This is a genomic window from Bradyrhizobium sp. USDA 3311 (genome assembly GCF_054062495.1).
The window spans coordinates 8,015,286-8,030,167 of sequence record NZ_JBSSFI010000001.1; the positions used below are offsets into that span (position 1 = coordinate 8,015,286).

A 14,882-nucleotide genomic window follows, 5' to 3' on the forward strand; every position below is an offset into this window, starting at 1 on the left:
CGTACCAAGTCTCTAAACGCGAGCTTCGGCGAGGCTTGGCGCGCCTTCACGCTGCGGGCTGCGACGCAGGTAGAACCACCAGGTCAGGCCGAGGCAGGAGGCGTAGAAGGCGAGATAGATCGCGAGCGCAAGCTGCGGCCCACCGGTCATGGCGATCGACTTGCCGAAACCGCTCGGGATCAGATAGCCGCCGACCGCGCCGACCGCGCCGATGAAGCCAACCGCCGCACCGCTCTCGATGCTCGCCGTCTTCAGGGCGGCTGCGCGCGCCGCATCGCCCTTGCCGCGCACCTTGAACAGGTTCTGCTCGCGGAAGATCGAGGGGATCATGCGGTAGGTCGAGCCGTTGCCGATGCCCGTCGTCACGAACAGGATCAGGAACATCGACAGGAAGCCGATGAAATCCTTCTGCCCGACGAAATAGAGCACGCCGACGGTGGCGCCCGCCATCACGATGAAGTTCCAGAAGGTGATGACCGAGCCGCCGATCCTGTCGGCCAGCCAGCCGCCGAACGGGCGCGACAGCGAACCAACGAGAGGCCCGAGGAACGCGATCGCGATCGTCACCGACGGAAACTGCGTCTTGATCAGCAGCGGAAACGCCGCGGAGTAGCCGATGAAGGATCCGAACGTGCCGATATAGAGGTACGCCATGATCCAGGTATGCTTGCGCTTGACCACCGCCAGCTGATTGCTGATCGACGATTTGGCCGTGGTTAGGTTGTTCATGAAGAACACCGCGCCGAACACCGCGATCGCGATCGGCAGCACCCACATCAGGCCGGCGTTCTGAAGGAACACGCCGTCGACGGGGGTTGCCTGGAACAGGTTGATGACGGCGAGCGTCATCAGGATCGGGGTCAGGAGCTGCACGCTGGAGACGCCGATATTACCGCCGGCCGCGTTGAGGCCCAGCGCCCATCCCTTCATCCTGTCCGGAAAGAAGAAGGAGATGTTTGTCATGCTGGAGGCGAAATTGCCGCCGCCGAGACCGGCAGTCGAGGCGATCAGCAGCATCAGCCAGAACGGCGTGTCGGGCTGGCTGACGAACCAGGCGAGCGACAACGTCGGAATGAACAGGATGGCCGCGCTGAAAATGGTCCAGTTGCGACCGCCGAACGTCGTCACCGCGAATGTATAGGGAAAGCGCATCAACGCGCCGATCAGGCCCGGCACTGCGACGAGCTGGAACAGCTGGTCGGTGGTGTAATGGAAGCCTGCCTGCGGCAGCTTGGTGGTGACGATGCTCCAGATCAGCCAGACCGAGAAGCCGATATGCTCGGCCACGATCGACCAGATCAGGTTGCGTCGCGCGATAGTCTTGCCAGTCGCATTCCAGAACGCCTCATCCTCGGGGCGCCAGTCTGAAATCCAGGTCGGATTCTTCGTCATTGAGTATCCCTTCTAGGCTCACCGCTGCGTCGTTGCAGGCTCTGCCTCCGGCCACGGAGGCGCGCTCCGAGGCTTCACCCCGGTGGCGAGTTCACGATGCTGATTGATGATGTTGAGGGACGTCGTCGTTGGCGTCGCACAAACACGTTTCAATTTCCGTGCCAATTGCGCGCGTTCGGGAAATACAGGGAATTCAGTGGCTTGTTCGAATTGCCCGAAATTTTTGCAGGGCTATTTCGCACGCAAATTTTGCGATTCGCTCAATCCCTGTGCGCCGCACAAGGATTGAGCTTGATGTCTCAAAATTAGGCGAGACACATCACGCGTTAACGCCGCGTTTACGCGGCCTCGACGAAGCGATGACGCTCATAGAGGAATTCGAGCACGCGCTGCCGGCACTTCAGATAGGTGGTGCTGGTGGCGAGCTCGAGCCGCTTGCGGGGACGTGCCAGCGGCACCTCCAGCACCTCACCGATGCGCGCGCTCGGCCCGTTCGTCATCATCACGATACGGTCGGACAGGAGCACGGCCTCGTCGACATCGTGGGTGATCATCAGGATGGTGTTGCCGAGCTTCTGGTGCAGCGCCATCACCGAGTCCTGCAGATGCGCGCGGGTGAGCGCGTCGAGTGCGCCGAACGGCTCATCGAGCAGCAGCACCTTCGGTTCCATCGCCAGCGCCCGCGCGATGCCGACGCGCTGCTTCATGCCGCCGGAGATTTCGGAAGGACGCTTGTCCTTGGCGTGCGCCATCTGCACGAGATTGAGATTGTGCATCACCCAGGCGTCGCGTTCGGCCCGCGTCTTGGTCTTGGCGAAGACCTTGTCGACGCCGAGCCTGACGTTCTCGTAGACCGTGAGCCAGGGCAGCAGGCTGTGGTTCTGGAACACCACGGCGCGGTCGGGTCCCGGCGAGTTGACCTCGCGGTTCTCGAGCAGCACGCCGCCGGTCGAGGCGTTGGTCAGCCCTGCGATGATGTTGAGCAGGGTCGACTTGCCACAGCCGGAATGGCCGATGATCGAGACGTACTGCCCCTTTTCGATGGTCAGGTTGATGTCCTTCAGGACCTCCGTGGTGGCGGCGCCGCGGGTAAAAATCTTGTCGATGTGGTCGAGCTTCAGATAGGCGGTCATGTGTCCCCCTCCTCAGTTCGTCGCGGTGCCGCGGGTGACGATCTTGCCGAGGCCGGCGATCAGACGATCGAGCACGAAGCCGACGATGCCGACATAGATCAGCGCCAGGATGATCTCGCTGATGTGCGAGGAGTTCCAGGCGTCCCAGATGAAGAAGCCGATGCCGACGCCGCCGATCAGCATTTCGGCGGCGACGATGGCGAGCCACGACAGACCGATGCCGATGCGCAGGCCGGTGAAGATGTAGGGTGCGGCCGCCGGGATCATGATCTTGCCGAAGAACTCCAGCGGATTGAGCTGCACGACGGCCGCGACGTTGCGGTAGTCCTGCGGGATGTTGCGGATGCCGACCGCGGTGTTGATGATGATCGGCCAGATCGAGGTGATGAAGATGACGAAGATCGCCGAGGGCTGGCCGTCACGGAACGCCGCGAGCGAGAGCGGCAGCCAGGCGAGCGGCGGGATGGTGCGCAAGACCTGGAACAGCGGATCGAGCCCGCGCATCGCCCAGACCGACTGGCCGACCAGCACGCCGAGCGCGATGCCGGCGATCGCGGAAAGCGAATAGCCGAAGGCGACGCGCTGAAGGCTGGCGGAGAGATGCCAGAACAGACCCTTGTCGATGCCGCCATGGTCGAAGAACGGATCGAGGATCAGCTCCTTGGTGTCCTTGAATACCCGCGACGGCGGCGGCAGTGCCGAGCCGGCGCGGCGGCAGACCAGCTCCCAGACCAGCGTCAGCAGCGCGATCACGACGAGCGGCGGGATGACGCGCACAGCGGTCTCGCGCACCATGCGCGCGTAAGCCTCGCTCCGCGGCGGCCGCTTCGGCGTCATCGCGACGACGGGCGCGGCGCTTCCCGCGGGTGTCGCGGTCTCAACCTCAATCTTCGTGGCAGGCATGTTCATCGCTATCTCTCTCCGGCTCCGGGACGATGCGGCCGCCTCGCGGCGGCCGCAGGGCTCCATCAGACTTCGACGCGCTTGATCGCGAGCGACTTCAGATAGGCCGCCGGATTTTCGGGATCGAATACCTTGCCGTCGAAGAAGGTCTCCTTGCCGCGCGAGGTGGAGGCCGGGATGTCGGAGCTTGCGACACCAAGCGTCTTGGCCGCGTCCTTCCAGAGGTCCTCGCGGTTGACCTTGGCGATCAGCGCCTTGCTGTCGAAGCCGGCTTCGTATTTGCCCCAGCGGATGTCCTCGGTCATGAACCAGAGATCATGGCTCTGGAACGGATAGGAGGCATGATCGCGCCAGTACTTCATGATGTGCGGCGAGTTCTCGACCACCTTGCCGGCGTTGCCGTAGTCGAACTTGCCCTTGGCGCGATCGGCGATGTCCTCGACCGGGCAGTTGATCCACTGCCGCTTGCCCATGATGGTGGCGAGCTCTTCCTTGTTCTCCATCTTGTCGGCCCATTGCTGGGCCTCCATCACCGCCATCAGGATCGCCTTGGCCGCCCTCGGATTCTTGTCGACCCAGGCCGCGCGCATGCCGAGCGACTTTTCCGGATGCTTGCTCCAGATCTCGCCGGTGTTGACGGCGGTGTAGCCGATGCCCTGGTGGACCAGCTGCCCGGGCCAGGGCTCGCCGACGCAGAAGGCGTCCATGGTGCCGACCTTCATGTTGGCCACCATCTGCGGCGGCGGCACAGTGATGGTCTCGACGTCCTTGTCAGGATCGATCCCGCCGGCCGCGAGCCAGTAGCGGACCCAGAGATCGTGCGTGCCGCCGGGGAAGGTCATCGCGACCTTGGCGGACTTGCCTTCGGCCTTCTTCTTCTCGAACGCCGCCTTCAACACTGACGCATCGGCGCCGACCTTGAGGTCGGCATATTCCTTGGCGACGGAGATGCACTGCGCATCGAGATTGAGCCGCGCCAGGATGTACATCGGCGTCGGCTGGTTGTTCTGCGTCACCTTGCCGGCCGAGATCAGGTACGGCATCGGGGTGAGGATATGCGCGCCGTCGATGCCGTTGCCTTCCGAGCCGAGCACGAGGTTGTCGCGCGTGGTGCCCCAGGAGGCCTGCTTCTGCACGTCGACATCGGGCATGCCGTATTTGGCGAACAGGCCCTTGTCCTTGGCGACGAAGAGCGGACCGGCATCGCTCAGCGCGATGAAGCCGAGCTTGGCGCCCTTGACCTCGGGGCCGGCGTCCTGCGCGAACGCACCGGCGGGGAAATTGAGCTTGGCGGCGGCAAGAAGGGCAGCGGTGCTGCCGGTGGCCTTCAACAATTGACGGCGGCTGAGGCCAGTATCCGAAGGCCGGCGAATGCGCTTGGTCATAGGCGGTGTCGTCCTTTTGCGTCGTTGCGAATGATTGCGTCAGTGCGCACGAGCAGCCCGTCCGTCCGTGACGCCAGAAAAAGGCGCATGCGAACGCACGACGGGGAGACCCCCGTTCGGGTGGCGTCAGCAAATCGGATGAGAAGTCTCGCGGGACGGCTTCAATGGCGTCGGCTTGGAACTATTCAAGCTTCATGCCAAGCGCCGCACCTCATAAACATCTAAAAATTCAATACGTTAGATGCACCGCGCCAGTCTGTCGCAGCCTTGCTGCGCACGCGAAATTTGCGGACTGCTCATTTCTTGTGCGCCGCACAAATCTTATGCAGCCGCCTAAGCAAAAGGCCGCAGAGCCGGCAAAAGCCGGATCTAGGCGCGTATCATCTATTTGAAATCGCTTACCTTTTCTATCGCGCCCAAGCGGCACGCGACTTGCATTTCCATTGGCGTCAACGAAGACTGCGGCTTGCCGCATTGTTGCAGCCTCTGGCGGCTGCAAACCGGAAGCTCAACTGCTTCGCGGCCCTTCTCGGCTCAGTCCTCGTGACGCGATTCCCAAGGCTTCCAGACCTCCATAGCCCTCGTGCGCGGCAGAACCGTCCGCACGGTCCAAGATGTTCAGCCGCGCTCTCTTTGGGGGCGTGTCGATCTCACTTACGAAGCAAAAGGAACCATTGATGTCGTATCTCGCGCCTTCGGAATTCGTCACCAAGATGGTGGATGCGGGCGAGTCCAAGATCTTCATGTCCACCCGGGATACCATCATCCGGGCCTATATGGCCGGCGCCATCCTCGCGCTGGCGGCCTGGTTTGCCGTCACCATCAACGTGAACACCGGCCAGCCGCTGGTCGGGGCGCTGCTGTTCCCGGTCGGCTTCGTCATGCTGTACCTGCTCGGCTTCGACCTGCTGACCGGCGTGTTCGTGCTCTCGCCGCTCGCCCTCATCGACAAGCGCCCGGGCGTCACCTTTGGCGGCGTGCTGCGCAACTGGGGCCTCGTCTTCGTCGGCAATTTTGCCGGCGCTTTCACGGTGGCCTTCATGATGGCCTTCGTCACGACCTTCGGCTTCACGCAGGACCCCGACAAGATCGGCACGGCCATCGGCAATATCGGCGAGGGTCGAACGCTCGGCTATGCCGCGCATGGCGCGGCCGGCATGGCGACATTGTTCCTGCGCGGCATGCTCTGCAACTGGATGGTCTCGACCGGCGTCGTCGGCGCCATGATCTCGACTTCGGTGCCCGGCAAGGTCATCGCGATGTGGATGCCGATCCTGGTGTTCTTCTACATGGTGTTCGAGCACTCCGTCGTGAACATGTTCCTGTTCCCGTCGGGCCTGATGCTGCACGCGAAGTTCTCGATCATGGACTATCTGATCTGGAACGAGATCCCGACCGTGCTCGGCAATCTCGTGGGCGGCCTCGCCTTCACCGGCATGACGCTCTACGCCACGCATGTCATGACCCAGCCGAAGCGCCAGGCCGGCAAGACCACGCCGTCCCGCGTCGCAGCCTGATCAGACAACGTCTCGACAGGGGAGCCTCGCCCGAGCAGGGTGAGGCTCTCCTTTGCCGGTGATGACCATGACCCGCGGACTCCTGATTTCGATCGGCCAGTACTCCGACAGGGGTCGCAAGCCCGTCAACCAGGATTTTCACGGCATCCTGATTCCGGAGGAGCCGCTGCTCAGCCTGAAGGGCATCGCGGCGGTTCTCGCCGACGGCATCTCCAGCAGCACGGTGAGCCAGATCGCAAGCGAGTCGGCGGTCAAGAGCTTCCTGATGGACTATTACTGCACGTCGGAATCCTGGACGGTGAAGACCTCCGCCCGCCGCGTGCTGGACGCAACCAATTCCTGGCTGCACGCGCAGACGCGCAAGAGCCAATATGCCTATGACCGCGACAAGGGCTATGTCTGCACCCTCAGCGCCATGGTCATCAAGGCGACCACCGCGCACATCTTCCATGTCGGCGACTGCTGCATCTACCGCGTCGCCGGCAAGGCGCTCGAGCAGCTGACCGACGATCACCGCATCATCGTGTCGTCGGAGCAGACCTATCTCGGCCGCGCGCTCGGCATCAACCCGCAGCTCGAGATCGACTACCAGACGGTCGAGATCGAGGCGGGCGACACCTTCATCCTCGCAACCGACGGCGCCTACGAATTCGTCGACCAGCGTTTCATCACGAGCGCGCTCAGCGAGCATACAGCCGAGCTCGACGGGGCCGCGAAGGCGATCGTCGACGAAGCGTACCGGCGCGGCAGCGACGACAACATCACCGTCCAGATCCTCCGCGTTGACGCAGTGCCGCAGCGCGACTCGGCCGGCATCTTCAATCAGACCTTCGAACTGCCGCTTCCTGCGCTGCCCGAGCCACGGGCGATGTTCGACGGTTACAGGATCGTCCGGGAGATACACGGCAGCAGCCGCAGTCACATCTACCTTGCCGTCGATGCGGAGACCGAGGAGCCGGTCGCGCTCAAGCTGCCGTCGATCGACCTGCGCGACAATGCGGCCTATCTCAAGCGCTTCCTGATGGAGGAGTGGATCGCACGCCGCATCGACAGTCCGCACGTGCTCAAGCCGCTGTCACAGTCGCGGCGGCGCAGCTACCTCTATGTTGCGACCGAGTTCATCGAGGGGCAGACCCTGAGGCAGTGGATGCTGGACAACCCGCGTCCCGATCTGGAGACGGTCCGAGGGATCGTCGAGCAGATCGCCACGGGGCTTCGCGCCTTCCATCGCATGGAGATGCTGCACCAGGACCTCAGGCCCGACAATGTCCTGATCGACAAGACCGGCACTGCGAAGATCATCGACTTCGGATCGGTCAGGGTCGCCGGCGTCGCCGAGGCGGCGCCGAAGTCGGCGGACGAGGAAATTCTCGGCACGGTCCAGTACACGGCCCCGGAATATTTCCTCGGCGAGGGGGGATCGCCGCGGTCCGACATGTTTTCGCTGGCCGCCATTTGCTACCATATGCTCACCGGACATCTCCCCTACGGCACCCAGCTCGCCAAAATCCGGGGACGATCGGACGCGTGGAAGTTGAGATATCGCCCGGCCATCGATGCCGAGCGGGGCATCCCGGGCTGGATCGACGGCGCGCTCAGGAAGGCGCTGCATCCCGATCCCTACAAGCGCCACGAGGACCTCTCCGAATTCGTCTTCGAACTCAGGAATCCCAATCCGGCCTATCTCGCCACGCGGACCACGCCGCTTCTGGAGCGCAACCCGCTGCTGTTCTGGAAGCTGACCACGGCGATCCTGGCCTGCGCGGTCATCACGCTGCTCGCGGTGCTTCGGCTGCGATAGCCGGACAAGGTCGGTTCAGGCCGGCTCCGCCGCCTTCACCCCCAGCGGCTTCGGCGCCATGCCGCCGCCGGGCTTGAGGTGGAATTCGTAGGTCATCAGATGCCACTGCCCGCTCGCCTTGGTGCCGTCGGGCATCTCGAGGTCGTTGCGCGGCTCGACCTTGGCGACGAGATCATCCTTGACGCCGAACACCACGTCGGAATCGAGATATTTGTCGCCGTCCATGAAGACATGCGTGATCAGCGGCTCATAGCCCTTCGCGTTGACGAGGAAGTGCACATGCGCCGGGCGCATCGGATGGCGGTTGGTCTGCACGATCATCTCGCCGACGGGGCCATCGGTCGGGATCGGGTAGCTGCACGGCAAAATGGTGCGGAAGAAGAAGCGGCCGTCGCTGTCCGTGATGAAACGCGCCCGCGCCGAGGCGCCGACCTCGTCATAGTTCGGCTTCTGTGAATCGTAGAACCCGTCGTCGTCGGCATGCCAGACGTCGACGGGAACGCCCGCCAGCGGCTTGCCCTTGAGGTCGGTGACGCGGCTCTGCACGAACATCCGCTCGCCGGTTTGATTGTTCGGCGAGATGTCGGTGCCGTGCGCGGTCACTTTGTGCTCGCCGACATAGAACGGGCCGAGCACCGTGGTCTGGGTGGCGCCCTCGCGATCCCTGTGGTTGACCGCGTCCACCAGCATGGAGACGCCGAGCACGTCGGAGAGCAGGATGAACTCCTGGCGGGTGTCGGTGCATTTATGACCGGTGCGGGTCAGGAAATCGATAGCGTATTCCCATTCCTCGAAGGTAAGACCGGTCTTGCTCACGTAATCGTGCAGCGACTTCACCAGTTCCTGGAGCAGGAATTTCGCCCGCGGGTTCGGCGTCTTGTCGAAGCTTTCGACCACGGCTGCGGTGAGTTCGGTCTCGTTGAACTGGGTCATGGTGCGTTGCCTTGCATTTTTCTCGTTGGCCCGGGCGGGCTCCCTGGAAGCGTTCCAGGCCGGACACTACACCACCCGGCCGGCCCGCGTTAAGCGCAACCGGCTTGGAATGGGGCTGCCATTTGGCTATCACCTTGTCGAGAAACTGCCCCGGAGGAACTGATGCTCGCCCCCACCCCCGCCTCGCCCGAATCAGTCGGCATGTCCAAGGCCGCGCTCGACCGCGTCGATGCGCACCTGAAGAACCGGTACATCGACGCCGGCCGCTTCCCGGGCACCCAGCTTCTGGTTTACCGCCGCGGCAAGATCGCGCACAGCTCGGTCCAGGGCCTGGCCGATGTCGCGCGCAAGGTGCCGGTCAAGGACGACACCATCTACCGCATCTATTCCATGACCAAGCCGCTCACCAGCGTCGCTTTCATGATGCTGGTCGAGGAAGGCCTCGTCGCGATCGACGAGCCCGTCGCGAAATACATTCCGGAATGGAAGGATCTCGGCGTGTTCGTCGCCGGCACCGCGCCGGCCTTCCTGACCCGGCCGCCGTCCCGGCCGATGCTGATCGTCGACCTCTTGCGCCACACCTCCGGGCTGACTTACGGCTTCCAGCAGCGCTCCAATGTCGATGCCGCCTATCGCGCCGAGAAGATCGGCGAGGTCGAGAAGTCGGGCACGCTCCAGACCATGATCGAGGCGCTCGCGAAGATCCCGCTGGAGTTCTCGCCGGGCGAGGCCTGGAACTACTCGGTCGCGACCGACGTGCTCGGCTACCTCGTCGGCAAGATTTCCGGCATGCCGTTCGAGCAGTTCCTCAAAGCACGCATTCTCGATCCGCTCGGCATGACCGACACCGATTTCCACGTGCCGGCCTCGAAGGCCCATCGCTTCGCTGCCTGCTATTCGGCGGACCCGGGCGGCGGCATGACCTTCCATGCCGGCCAGCGCCGCGAGGGCCTGACGCTCCAGGACGATCCGGCGACGAGCTCGTTCCTGTCCCCGCCCTCCTTCATATCCGGCGGCGGCGGCCTGTGCTCGACGGCCGCGGACTATCTCACCTTCTGCCGCGCGCTGCTCAACGGCGGCGAGCTCGGCGGCGTCAGGCTGATCGGGCCGAAGACGCTGGCACTGATGGCAACCAACCACATTCCGGGCGGCCGCTTCCTCCCCGAGGTATCGCGCTCGCTGTTCTCCGAAGCCACCTATAACGGCATCGGCTTCGGCCTCGGCTTTGCCGTGACGATGCGCCCGGCCGAGACGCTGATCGCCGGCAGCCCCGGCGAATACAATTGGGGCGGCGCGGCGACGACCTCGTTCTGGATCGACCCGGCCGAGGAATTGATCACCATCTTCATGACGCAGGTGCTGCCGTCGAGCGCCTACCCGCTCCGGCGCGAGCTGCGCAGCATGGTGTATGCCGCGATCACCGAGAGCAATCTGTAGCCGATCGAATCGATTCCGCGGCCGTCGGCCGCGGAATCTCAATATCAGACGCTCATTTGAGCATCTCCGGCACGATCAGGCGCGGCAGGAACAGCGACACGCTGGGCCAAACGATGACCGCCGCCAGCACGAGCAGCATCGGAATCAGCATGATCACCGTGTCCTTCAGTGCAAAACGCAGCCGCACGCCGGCGATCGAACAGGCGATCATCAGACATAAGCCATAGGGTGGCGTCACCAGGCCGAAGGCGAGCGATACGATGGAAATGATCGCGAACTGGACCGGGTGGAGGTCTACGGACTTGGCGAGCGGCTCCAGCACGGTGCCGACGATGATGATGGCCGGGATGGCGTCGAGGAAGCAGCCCACCACCAGAAAGCAGAAGGCGATGAAGAAGCCGGCCGTGACGGTGCCCATGCCCCATGTCGAGACGTTGGCCAGCAGCGCTTGCGGAATCTTGTAGTAGGCGAGCAGCCAGCCAAACGCGCTTGCGGTGCCGACGCAGAACAGCGCTACGCCGGCAAGACGCCCGGTGTCGAGCAAGGCCTTGTACAACTCGCGTGGACCTGTCTCGCGGTAGAAGAACGCCGAGAGCGCGACAGAATACAGCACCGCGACGCAGGCGGACTCGGTCGCGGTGAACCATCCGAGCAGAATGCCGCCAACGATGATGGACGGGGTCATCAGGGCCGGCAGCGACTGCCAAATGGCGCATCGCATCTCGACCCAGGTCGACTTCGGATAGGTCGGGTAGCCACGGCGCACCGCATAGATGTGCACCGTCGCCATCTGCGCGCCCGCGATCAGCAGGCCCGGCACGATGCCGGCCAGATACATCGCCGCAATCGAGGTCGAGATCAGCCCGCCCCACACGATCATGAGGATCGACGGCGGGATGATGACCGCCAGAACCGCCGACACCGCCGTAATGGCGATGGAAAACGACAGATCGTAGCCCTCCTTGGTCTGCGCATCGATGAAGATCTTGGACTGGCTCGCCGCATCGGCGGTGGAGGAGCCCGAGATGCCCGCAAAGAACACCGACAGCACCACGTTGATCTGCGCCAGCGATCCCGGCCAGTGCCCGACCATCGAGCGCGACAGCGCCACCAGCCGGTCGGTGATGCCGCCGATGCTCATCAGATTCGCCGTCAGCAGGAAGAACGGAACCGCGAGCAGGATGAATGAATTGTAGGCATTGAAGGTCTCCTGCCCGAGCGTCATCAGCGACAGATGCGGCTCGATCAGCAGGATCGGCACGCAGGCAAGACCGAGCGCGAAAGCGACCGGCACGCGCACGACGAGCAGGCCGATGAAAACCCCAAACAGCACCATCGCAGCCTGTCCGGCAGAGAGTACATTGCCGCTCATCGCCGGGCCCCAAGCAGAACGCGCATTTCATCGATGATCTGTTCACCCGCAAAGACGATCCACGTGACGCCGGCAACGGGCCAGGCGACGTGAATCAGCCAAAGCGGCAGATCGGCCAGTTCCGAGGTTCTGTTCCAGGCAAAGCGGGTGAACTCGATGCCGGCCGTTACGAACACAAGCGCCAGCGCCAGCACGCCGAGCCGCGCGACGACCCGCACCGCAGCCTCCGATCGCCGCGACAGATCAGGCCACACGTCGACCTCGAAATGCTGCGCTTCCCGGATACCGACCATGGCCCCGATCATGATCGTCCAGATAAACAGGAATCGCGCCATTTCCTCGGTCCAGATATAGGACGGAATGAGGGGCGTGTAGCGTGAGATGATTTGCAGCGTAACCGGCATGATCAGGATGCCGACGCAGGCGGCGAGCAGGAATTCCAGCAATTTCGCATACGCCGCCGTTACGCGACGCCACAGCGATGGTGTGGACGGGACGGGCATTTCAGACATTGGGGCTCCGTACGGCAGCTCATCCACCGCGTCCGGGCAGGAAGCGGGGCCTGCCCGGAATGTTGTCGGCGGACGCAACGACCTCAGGCGACGTTGATCTTCTCGAAAATGCCCTCTGCGCCGATTTCCTTGGCGTAGGTGGCCATCACGGGGTCGGCGAGTTTCTTCATGGCGTCCCGCTCCTCGAAGGGAACGCGCTTGAGCTTGCCCGCCTTCTCGAGCGTGTCGAGCTTGACGACCTCTTCGCTCGACTCGAGCTGACGGCCGTAGTCGCCGGCCTCCTTGCCGGCCTTCATGATCGCGTCCTGCAAATCCTTCGGCAACGTCTTCAGCGTCTTCACCGAGAAGCAGATCGGCCGGATCGACACGGCGTGCTGGGTCAGGTTGAGATGCGGCGCCACTTCGTAGAACTTCATCGCCTCGACACCGGCGGCTTCGTTTTCGCCGGCCGATATCACACCGTTCTGGATCGCGTTGTAGATTTCGTTATAGGCGATCACCGTCGGGCTCATGCCGACTGCCGCAAAGGTCTTCGACCAGATCGGCGCGCCCTGCACGCGAACCTTGAGGCCCTTGAGATCGGCGAGATTCTTGAGCGGCTTGTTAGCGAAGATGTTGCGGATGCCACCGCCGGAATAACCGATCAGAACGACCTCGGCTTTCGCCGCGACTTCGTCGGCGATCGGCGCCAGGATATTGGCTTCGACGACCTTGTTCATGTGCTCGATGCCCTTGAACACGAAGGGCGCATCGATGAACGGAGCCGCCTTGGCGAAGGTCGACATGTGAGCCGGCGAGACGATGCCGTAATCGACCGCTTTGCCCTGCGACATGTACTCGAAATACTGTTTCTCGAGGCCGAGCGAGGAGTTCCTGTGCAGGGTGAAGTTGACCGGCTTGCCATAGTACTTCTTGACCAGCTCCTCGAACCGGATCAGCGCCCGGTTGAAGGCGTGGTCGTCGTTGAACTGGACCGCGCCGTTCAGCGTGATCGGCGCTTGCGCCCTGAGGATCGACGGCATGCCAATCGTAGCTGCCGCAGTGGTCGCACCGATACCAGCGAGAAATGATCTTCGCTTCATCGTCTCCGCTCCCTTTGATGCTCCGCTCCTGTAACCGGGGCGTGAGCGCAGCCGGTCTACGGCCGGCGTTCGGAGAGGGTATGAAAAACTGCGGCGGGACGGAAGCCGATTCGGATGCGCTGGAGGTACTCTTCGTCGCAGGGCCACTTCTGCGCGACCTGTTGCACTGCAACTCGTGCTCCCTGCTGGCGCGCGGCAGGCCGTATGGGTGGCCACCCACTCGCGTAAAAGACGGAAGACTTGCGGACCTGTGCGCTGCACGCAGAGGTCCGCTCGCCTTCCAGCCTAGTGCATGTGACCGATCAGGTAGATGCCGCCACCGATCACCAAGACAGCCGGCACGGCCCACAAGACAAACACGGGCCTTTGTCGTCCTCCTCAGTTTGACGTGCAGACCTTGACGGTCTTCATGCCGCTCTCGGCTTCGGTGCGCGACTTGTAGATCGTGCCCGACGGACTGACGACGGTCATCGACGTGTCCGTGGGCTTCTTGTCGACAACGGTGCACTTCTTCGTCTTGACGTCCTGGACGACGTAGAACTCGTCGGCCGCGAACGCCGGCAGGGACAATGCAGCAACCATCAATGCTGCGGTTGCGATCTTCAGCTTCATTTTATCCTCCTCCAATCGCCGGACGTTTCCGCCCGGCCGATTCTTGAACGGGAACAAATGGCAATTTGTTCCTAAGCAAGAGGAACGCCGTCCGCAGTGGGATGTTGACGCCGCACTTATTCCAACGAGGAGAACAAGATGAAGAAGCTGTTTCTGCTTTCCGCCGCGGCGGTGATGATCTCGACTGGCGCGTTCGCGCAGTCCACCGTGGTGACGACCACCGGAACCGGGCACGCGGCCGCCGTTCAGATCGAGCCGGAATACCGAACTAGGATCAAATCCTACATCACCGAACATCGCGTTCGCCCCGTGACGACGAAGGAGAAGATCATCGTCGGCGCGACGGTGCCGAGCGATGTCGAGCTCGAGGCGGTTCCTGCCGACTGGGGGCCCGCGCTCACCAAGTACCGCTACGTCTATTCCGGCGAGCGCGTGATGTTGGTGGATCCGGGCTCCCGGACGGTCGTCCAGGAAATCGACTGACAAGACGTGATGGAGGGGGCCGCATCAAGGACGGCCTCCTCCCGGAGTTGACGATGACATCGCATCGAGAGGCCCGGATCGCCGGTGTCAGCCTGGCGGCCATCTACGCCATCTGCCTGTTGCTGGCCGCAATCGGCATGAGCTGACCGGCAGACACCTGCGACCGCGCTGCAAAGATTCCGTCTGGTCTGCTCGCTGAATGCAAAAATCATGGCGCGGCGCACGTCCTGACCGTATGGTCTGATAAAATCATAATCCGGCGCCGTCGCGCTGGAATCGGGACGCCCACGTTTGTCCAGGTTCACCCTTCCGGTCCGGCT

Annotated in this window: 13 protein-coding genes; 4 read left to right on the forward strand and 9 right to left on the reverse strand. The window is 63.1% G+C overall.

Annotated elements, in window-relative coordinates:
- Positions 1-12 precede the first annotated feature (12 nt).
- From ACVWW6_RS38200 to ACVWW6_RS38215, 4 genes are all read right to left on the reverse strand, one after another.
- Positions 13-1,392, reverse strand: a complete 1,380-nt coding sequence (locus tag ACVWW6_RS38200; RefSeq protein ID WP_011085590.1) for an MFS transporter — start codon at positions 1,390-1,392, stop codon at positions 13-15.
- 338 nt (positions 1,393-1,730) lie between these two features.
- Positions 1,731-2,525, reverse strand: coding sequence for an ABC transporter ATP-binding protein (locus tag ACVWW6_RS38205; RefSeq protein ID WP_011085589.1), 795 nt, complete (start codon positions 2,523-2,525; stop codon positions 1,731-1,733).
- 12 nt (positions 2,526-2,537) lie between these two features.
- Complete coding sequence (gene ntrB, locus ACVWW6_RS38210) at positions 2,538-3,434, reverse strand: nitrate ABC transporter permease (RefSeq protein ID WP_456682574.1); 897 nt, start codon at positions 3,432-3,434, stop codon at positions 2,538-2,540.
- A gap of 59 nt (positions 3,435-3,493) precedes the next feature.
- Positions 3,494-4,813 carry a CmpA/NrtA family ABC transporter substrate-binding protein gene (locus ACVWW6_RS38215; RefSeq protein ID WP_456682575.1) on the reverse strand — a complete coding sequence of 440 codons (1,320 nt, stop codon included), beginning with the start codon at positions 4,811-4,813 and terminating at the stop codon, positions 3,494-3,496.
- Positions 4,814-5,490: 677 nt separating this feature from the next.
- On the opposite strand from ACVWW6_RS38215, the gene ACVWW6_RS38220 reads away from it, so the two are divergent.
- Together ACVWW6_RS38220 and ACVWW6_RS38225 are read left to right on the forward strand one after the other, a co-directional pair.
- Complete coding sequence (locus ACVWW6_RS38220; RefSeq protein ID WP_028174787.1) at positions 5,491-6,330, forward strand: formate/nitrite transporter family protein; 840 nt, start codon at positions 5,491-5,493, stop codon at positions 6,328-6,330.
- A 61-nt stretch (positions 6,331-6,391) separates the two neighbouring features.
- Entirely contained in the window at positions 6,392-8,131 is a 1,740-nt protein-coding gene (locus tag ACVWW6_RS38225; protein ID WP_456683227.1) for a protein kinase domain-containing protein, read from the forward strand.
- A 15-nt stretch (positions 8,132-8,146) separates the two neighbouring features.
- On the opposite strand, the gene ACVWW6_RS38230 is transcribed toward ACVWW6_RS38225, so the two are convergent.
- The gene (locus ACVWW6_RS38230; RefSeq protein ID WP_011085583.1) at positions 8,147-9,064 is read right to left on the reverse strand and encodes an intradiol ring-cleavage dioxygenase; all 918 of its coding nucleotides are present in this window, start codon (positions 9,062-9,064) and stop codon (positions 8,147-8,149) included.
- Positions 9,065-9,226: 162 nt separating this feature from the next.
- On the opposite strand from ACVWW6_RS38230, the gene ACVWW6_RS38235 reads away from it, so the two are divergent.
- On the forward strand, positions 9,227-10,501 hold the full coding sequence (locus ACVWW6_RS38235; protein ID WP_456682576.1) for a serine hydrolase domain-containing protein: 1,275 nt from the start codon (positions 9,227-9,229) through the stop codon (positions 10,499-10,501).
- Between the two features lie 52 nt (positions 10,502-10,553).
- On the opposite strand, the gene ACVWW6_RS38240 is transcribed toward ACVWW6_RS38235, so the two are convergent.
- From ACVWW6_RS38240 to ACVWW6_RS38255, 4 genes are all read right to left on the reverse strand, one after another.
- The gene (locus ACVWW6_RS38240; protein WP_456682577.1) at positions 10,554-11,873 is read right to left on the reverse strand and encodes a TRAP transporter large permease; all 1,320 of its coding nucleotides are present in this window, start codon (positions 11,871-11,873) and stop codon (positions 10,554-10,556) included.
- Positions 11,870-12,385, reverse strand: a complete 516-nt coding sequence (locus ACVWW6_RS38245) for a TRAP transporter small permease (protein ID WP_456682578.1) — start codon at positions 12,383-12,385, stop codon at positions 11,870-11,872. The genes ACVWW6_RS38240 and ACVWW6_RS38245 overlap by 4 nt, the downstream gene beginning before the upstream one ends.
- Positions 12,386-12,468: 83 nt before the next feature.
- Positions 12,469-13,467 carry a TRAP transporter substrate-binding protein gene (locus tag ACVWW6_RS38250; protein ID WP_456682579.1) on the reverse strand — a complete coding sequence of 333 codons (999 nt, stop codon included), beginning with the start codon at positions 13,465-13,467 and terminating at the stop codon, positions 12,469-12,471.
- 378 nt (positions 13,468-13,845) lie between these two features.
- Positions 13,846-14,079 carry a hypothetical protein gene (locus ACVWW6_RS38255; RefSeq protein WP_011085581.1) on the reverse strand — a complete coding sequence of 78 codons (234 nt, stop codon included), beginning with the start codon at positions 14,077-14,079 and terminating at the stop codon, positions 13,846-13,848.
- 138 nt (positions 14,080-14,217) lie between these two features.
- Here ACVWW6_RS38255 and ACVWW6_RS38260 point away from each other — a divergent pair, with 138 nt between their 5' ends.
- Positions 14,218-14,562 carry a DUF1236 domain-containing protein gene (locus ACVWW6_RS38260; RefSeq protein WP_011085580.1) on the forward strand — a complete coding sequence of 115 codons (345 nt, stop codon included), beginning with the start codon at positions 14,218-14,220 and terminating at the stop codon, positions 14,560-14,562.
- Positions 14,563-14,882: the final 320 nt, after the last annotated feature.

Bases quoted from the DNA above. Each gene is read 5' to 3' on its own strand.
- ACVWW6_RS38200 (WP_011085590.1), bottom strand. From the start codon at position 1,392: ATGACGAAGAATCCGACCTGGATTTCAGACTGGCGCCCCGAGGATGAG.
- ACVWW6_RS38205 (WP_011085589.1), bottom strand. From the start codon at position 2,525: ATGACCGCCTATCTGAAGCTCGACCACATCGACAAGATTTTTACCCGC.
- ntrB (WP_456682574.1), bottom strand. From the start codon at position 3,434: ATGAACATGCCTGCCACGAAGATTGAGGTTGAGACCGCGACACCCGCG.
- ACVWW6_RS38215 (WP_456682575.1), bottom strand. From the start codon at position 4,813: ATGACCAAGCGCATTCGCCGGCCTTCGGATACTGGCCTCAGCCGCCGT.
- ACVWW6_RS38220 (WP_028174787.1), top strand. From the start codon at position 5,491: ATGTCGTATCTCGCGCCTTCGGAATTCGTCACCAAGATGGTGGATGCG.
- ACVWW6_RS38225 (WP_456683227.1), top strand. From the start codon at position 6,392: ATGACCATGACCCGCGGACTCCTGATTTCGATCGGCCAGTACTCCGAC.
- ACVWW6_RS38230 (WP_011085583.1), bottom strand. From the start codon at position 9,064: ATGACCCAGTTCAACGAGACCGAACTCACCGCAGCCGTGGTCGAAAGC.
- ACVWW6_RS38235 (WP_456682576.1), top strand. From the start codon at position 9,227: ATGCTCGCCCCCACCCCCGCCTCGCCCGAATCAGTCGGCATGTCCAAG.
- ACVWW6_RS38240 (WP_456682577.1), bottom strand. From the start codon at position 11,873: ATGAGCGGCAATGTACTCTCTGCCGGACAGGCTGCGATGGTGCTGTTT.
- ACVWW6_RS38245 (WP_456682578.1), bottom strand. From the start codon at position 12,385: ATGTCTGAAATGCCCGTCCCGTCCACACCATCGCTGTGGCGTCGCGTA.
- ACVWW6_RS38250 (WP_456682579.1), bottom strand. From the start codon at position 13,467: ATGAAGCGAAGATCATTTCTCGCTGGTATCGGTGCGACCACTGCGGCA.
- ACVWW6_RS38255 (WP_011085581.1), bottom strand. From the start codon at position 14,079: ATGAAGCTGAAGATCGCAACCGCAGCATTGATGGTTGCTGCATTGTCC.
- ACVWW6_RS38260 (WP_011085580.1), top strand. From the start codon at position 14,218: ATGAAGAAGCTGTTTCTGCTTTCCGCCGCGGCGGTGATGATCTCGACT.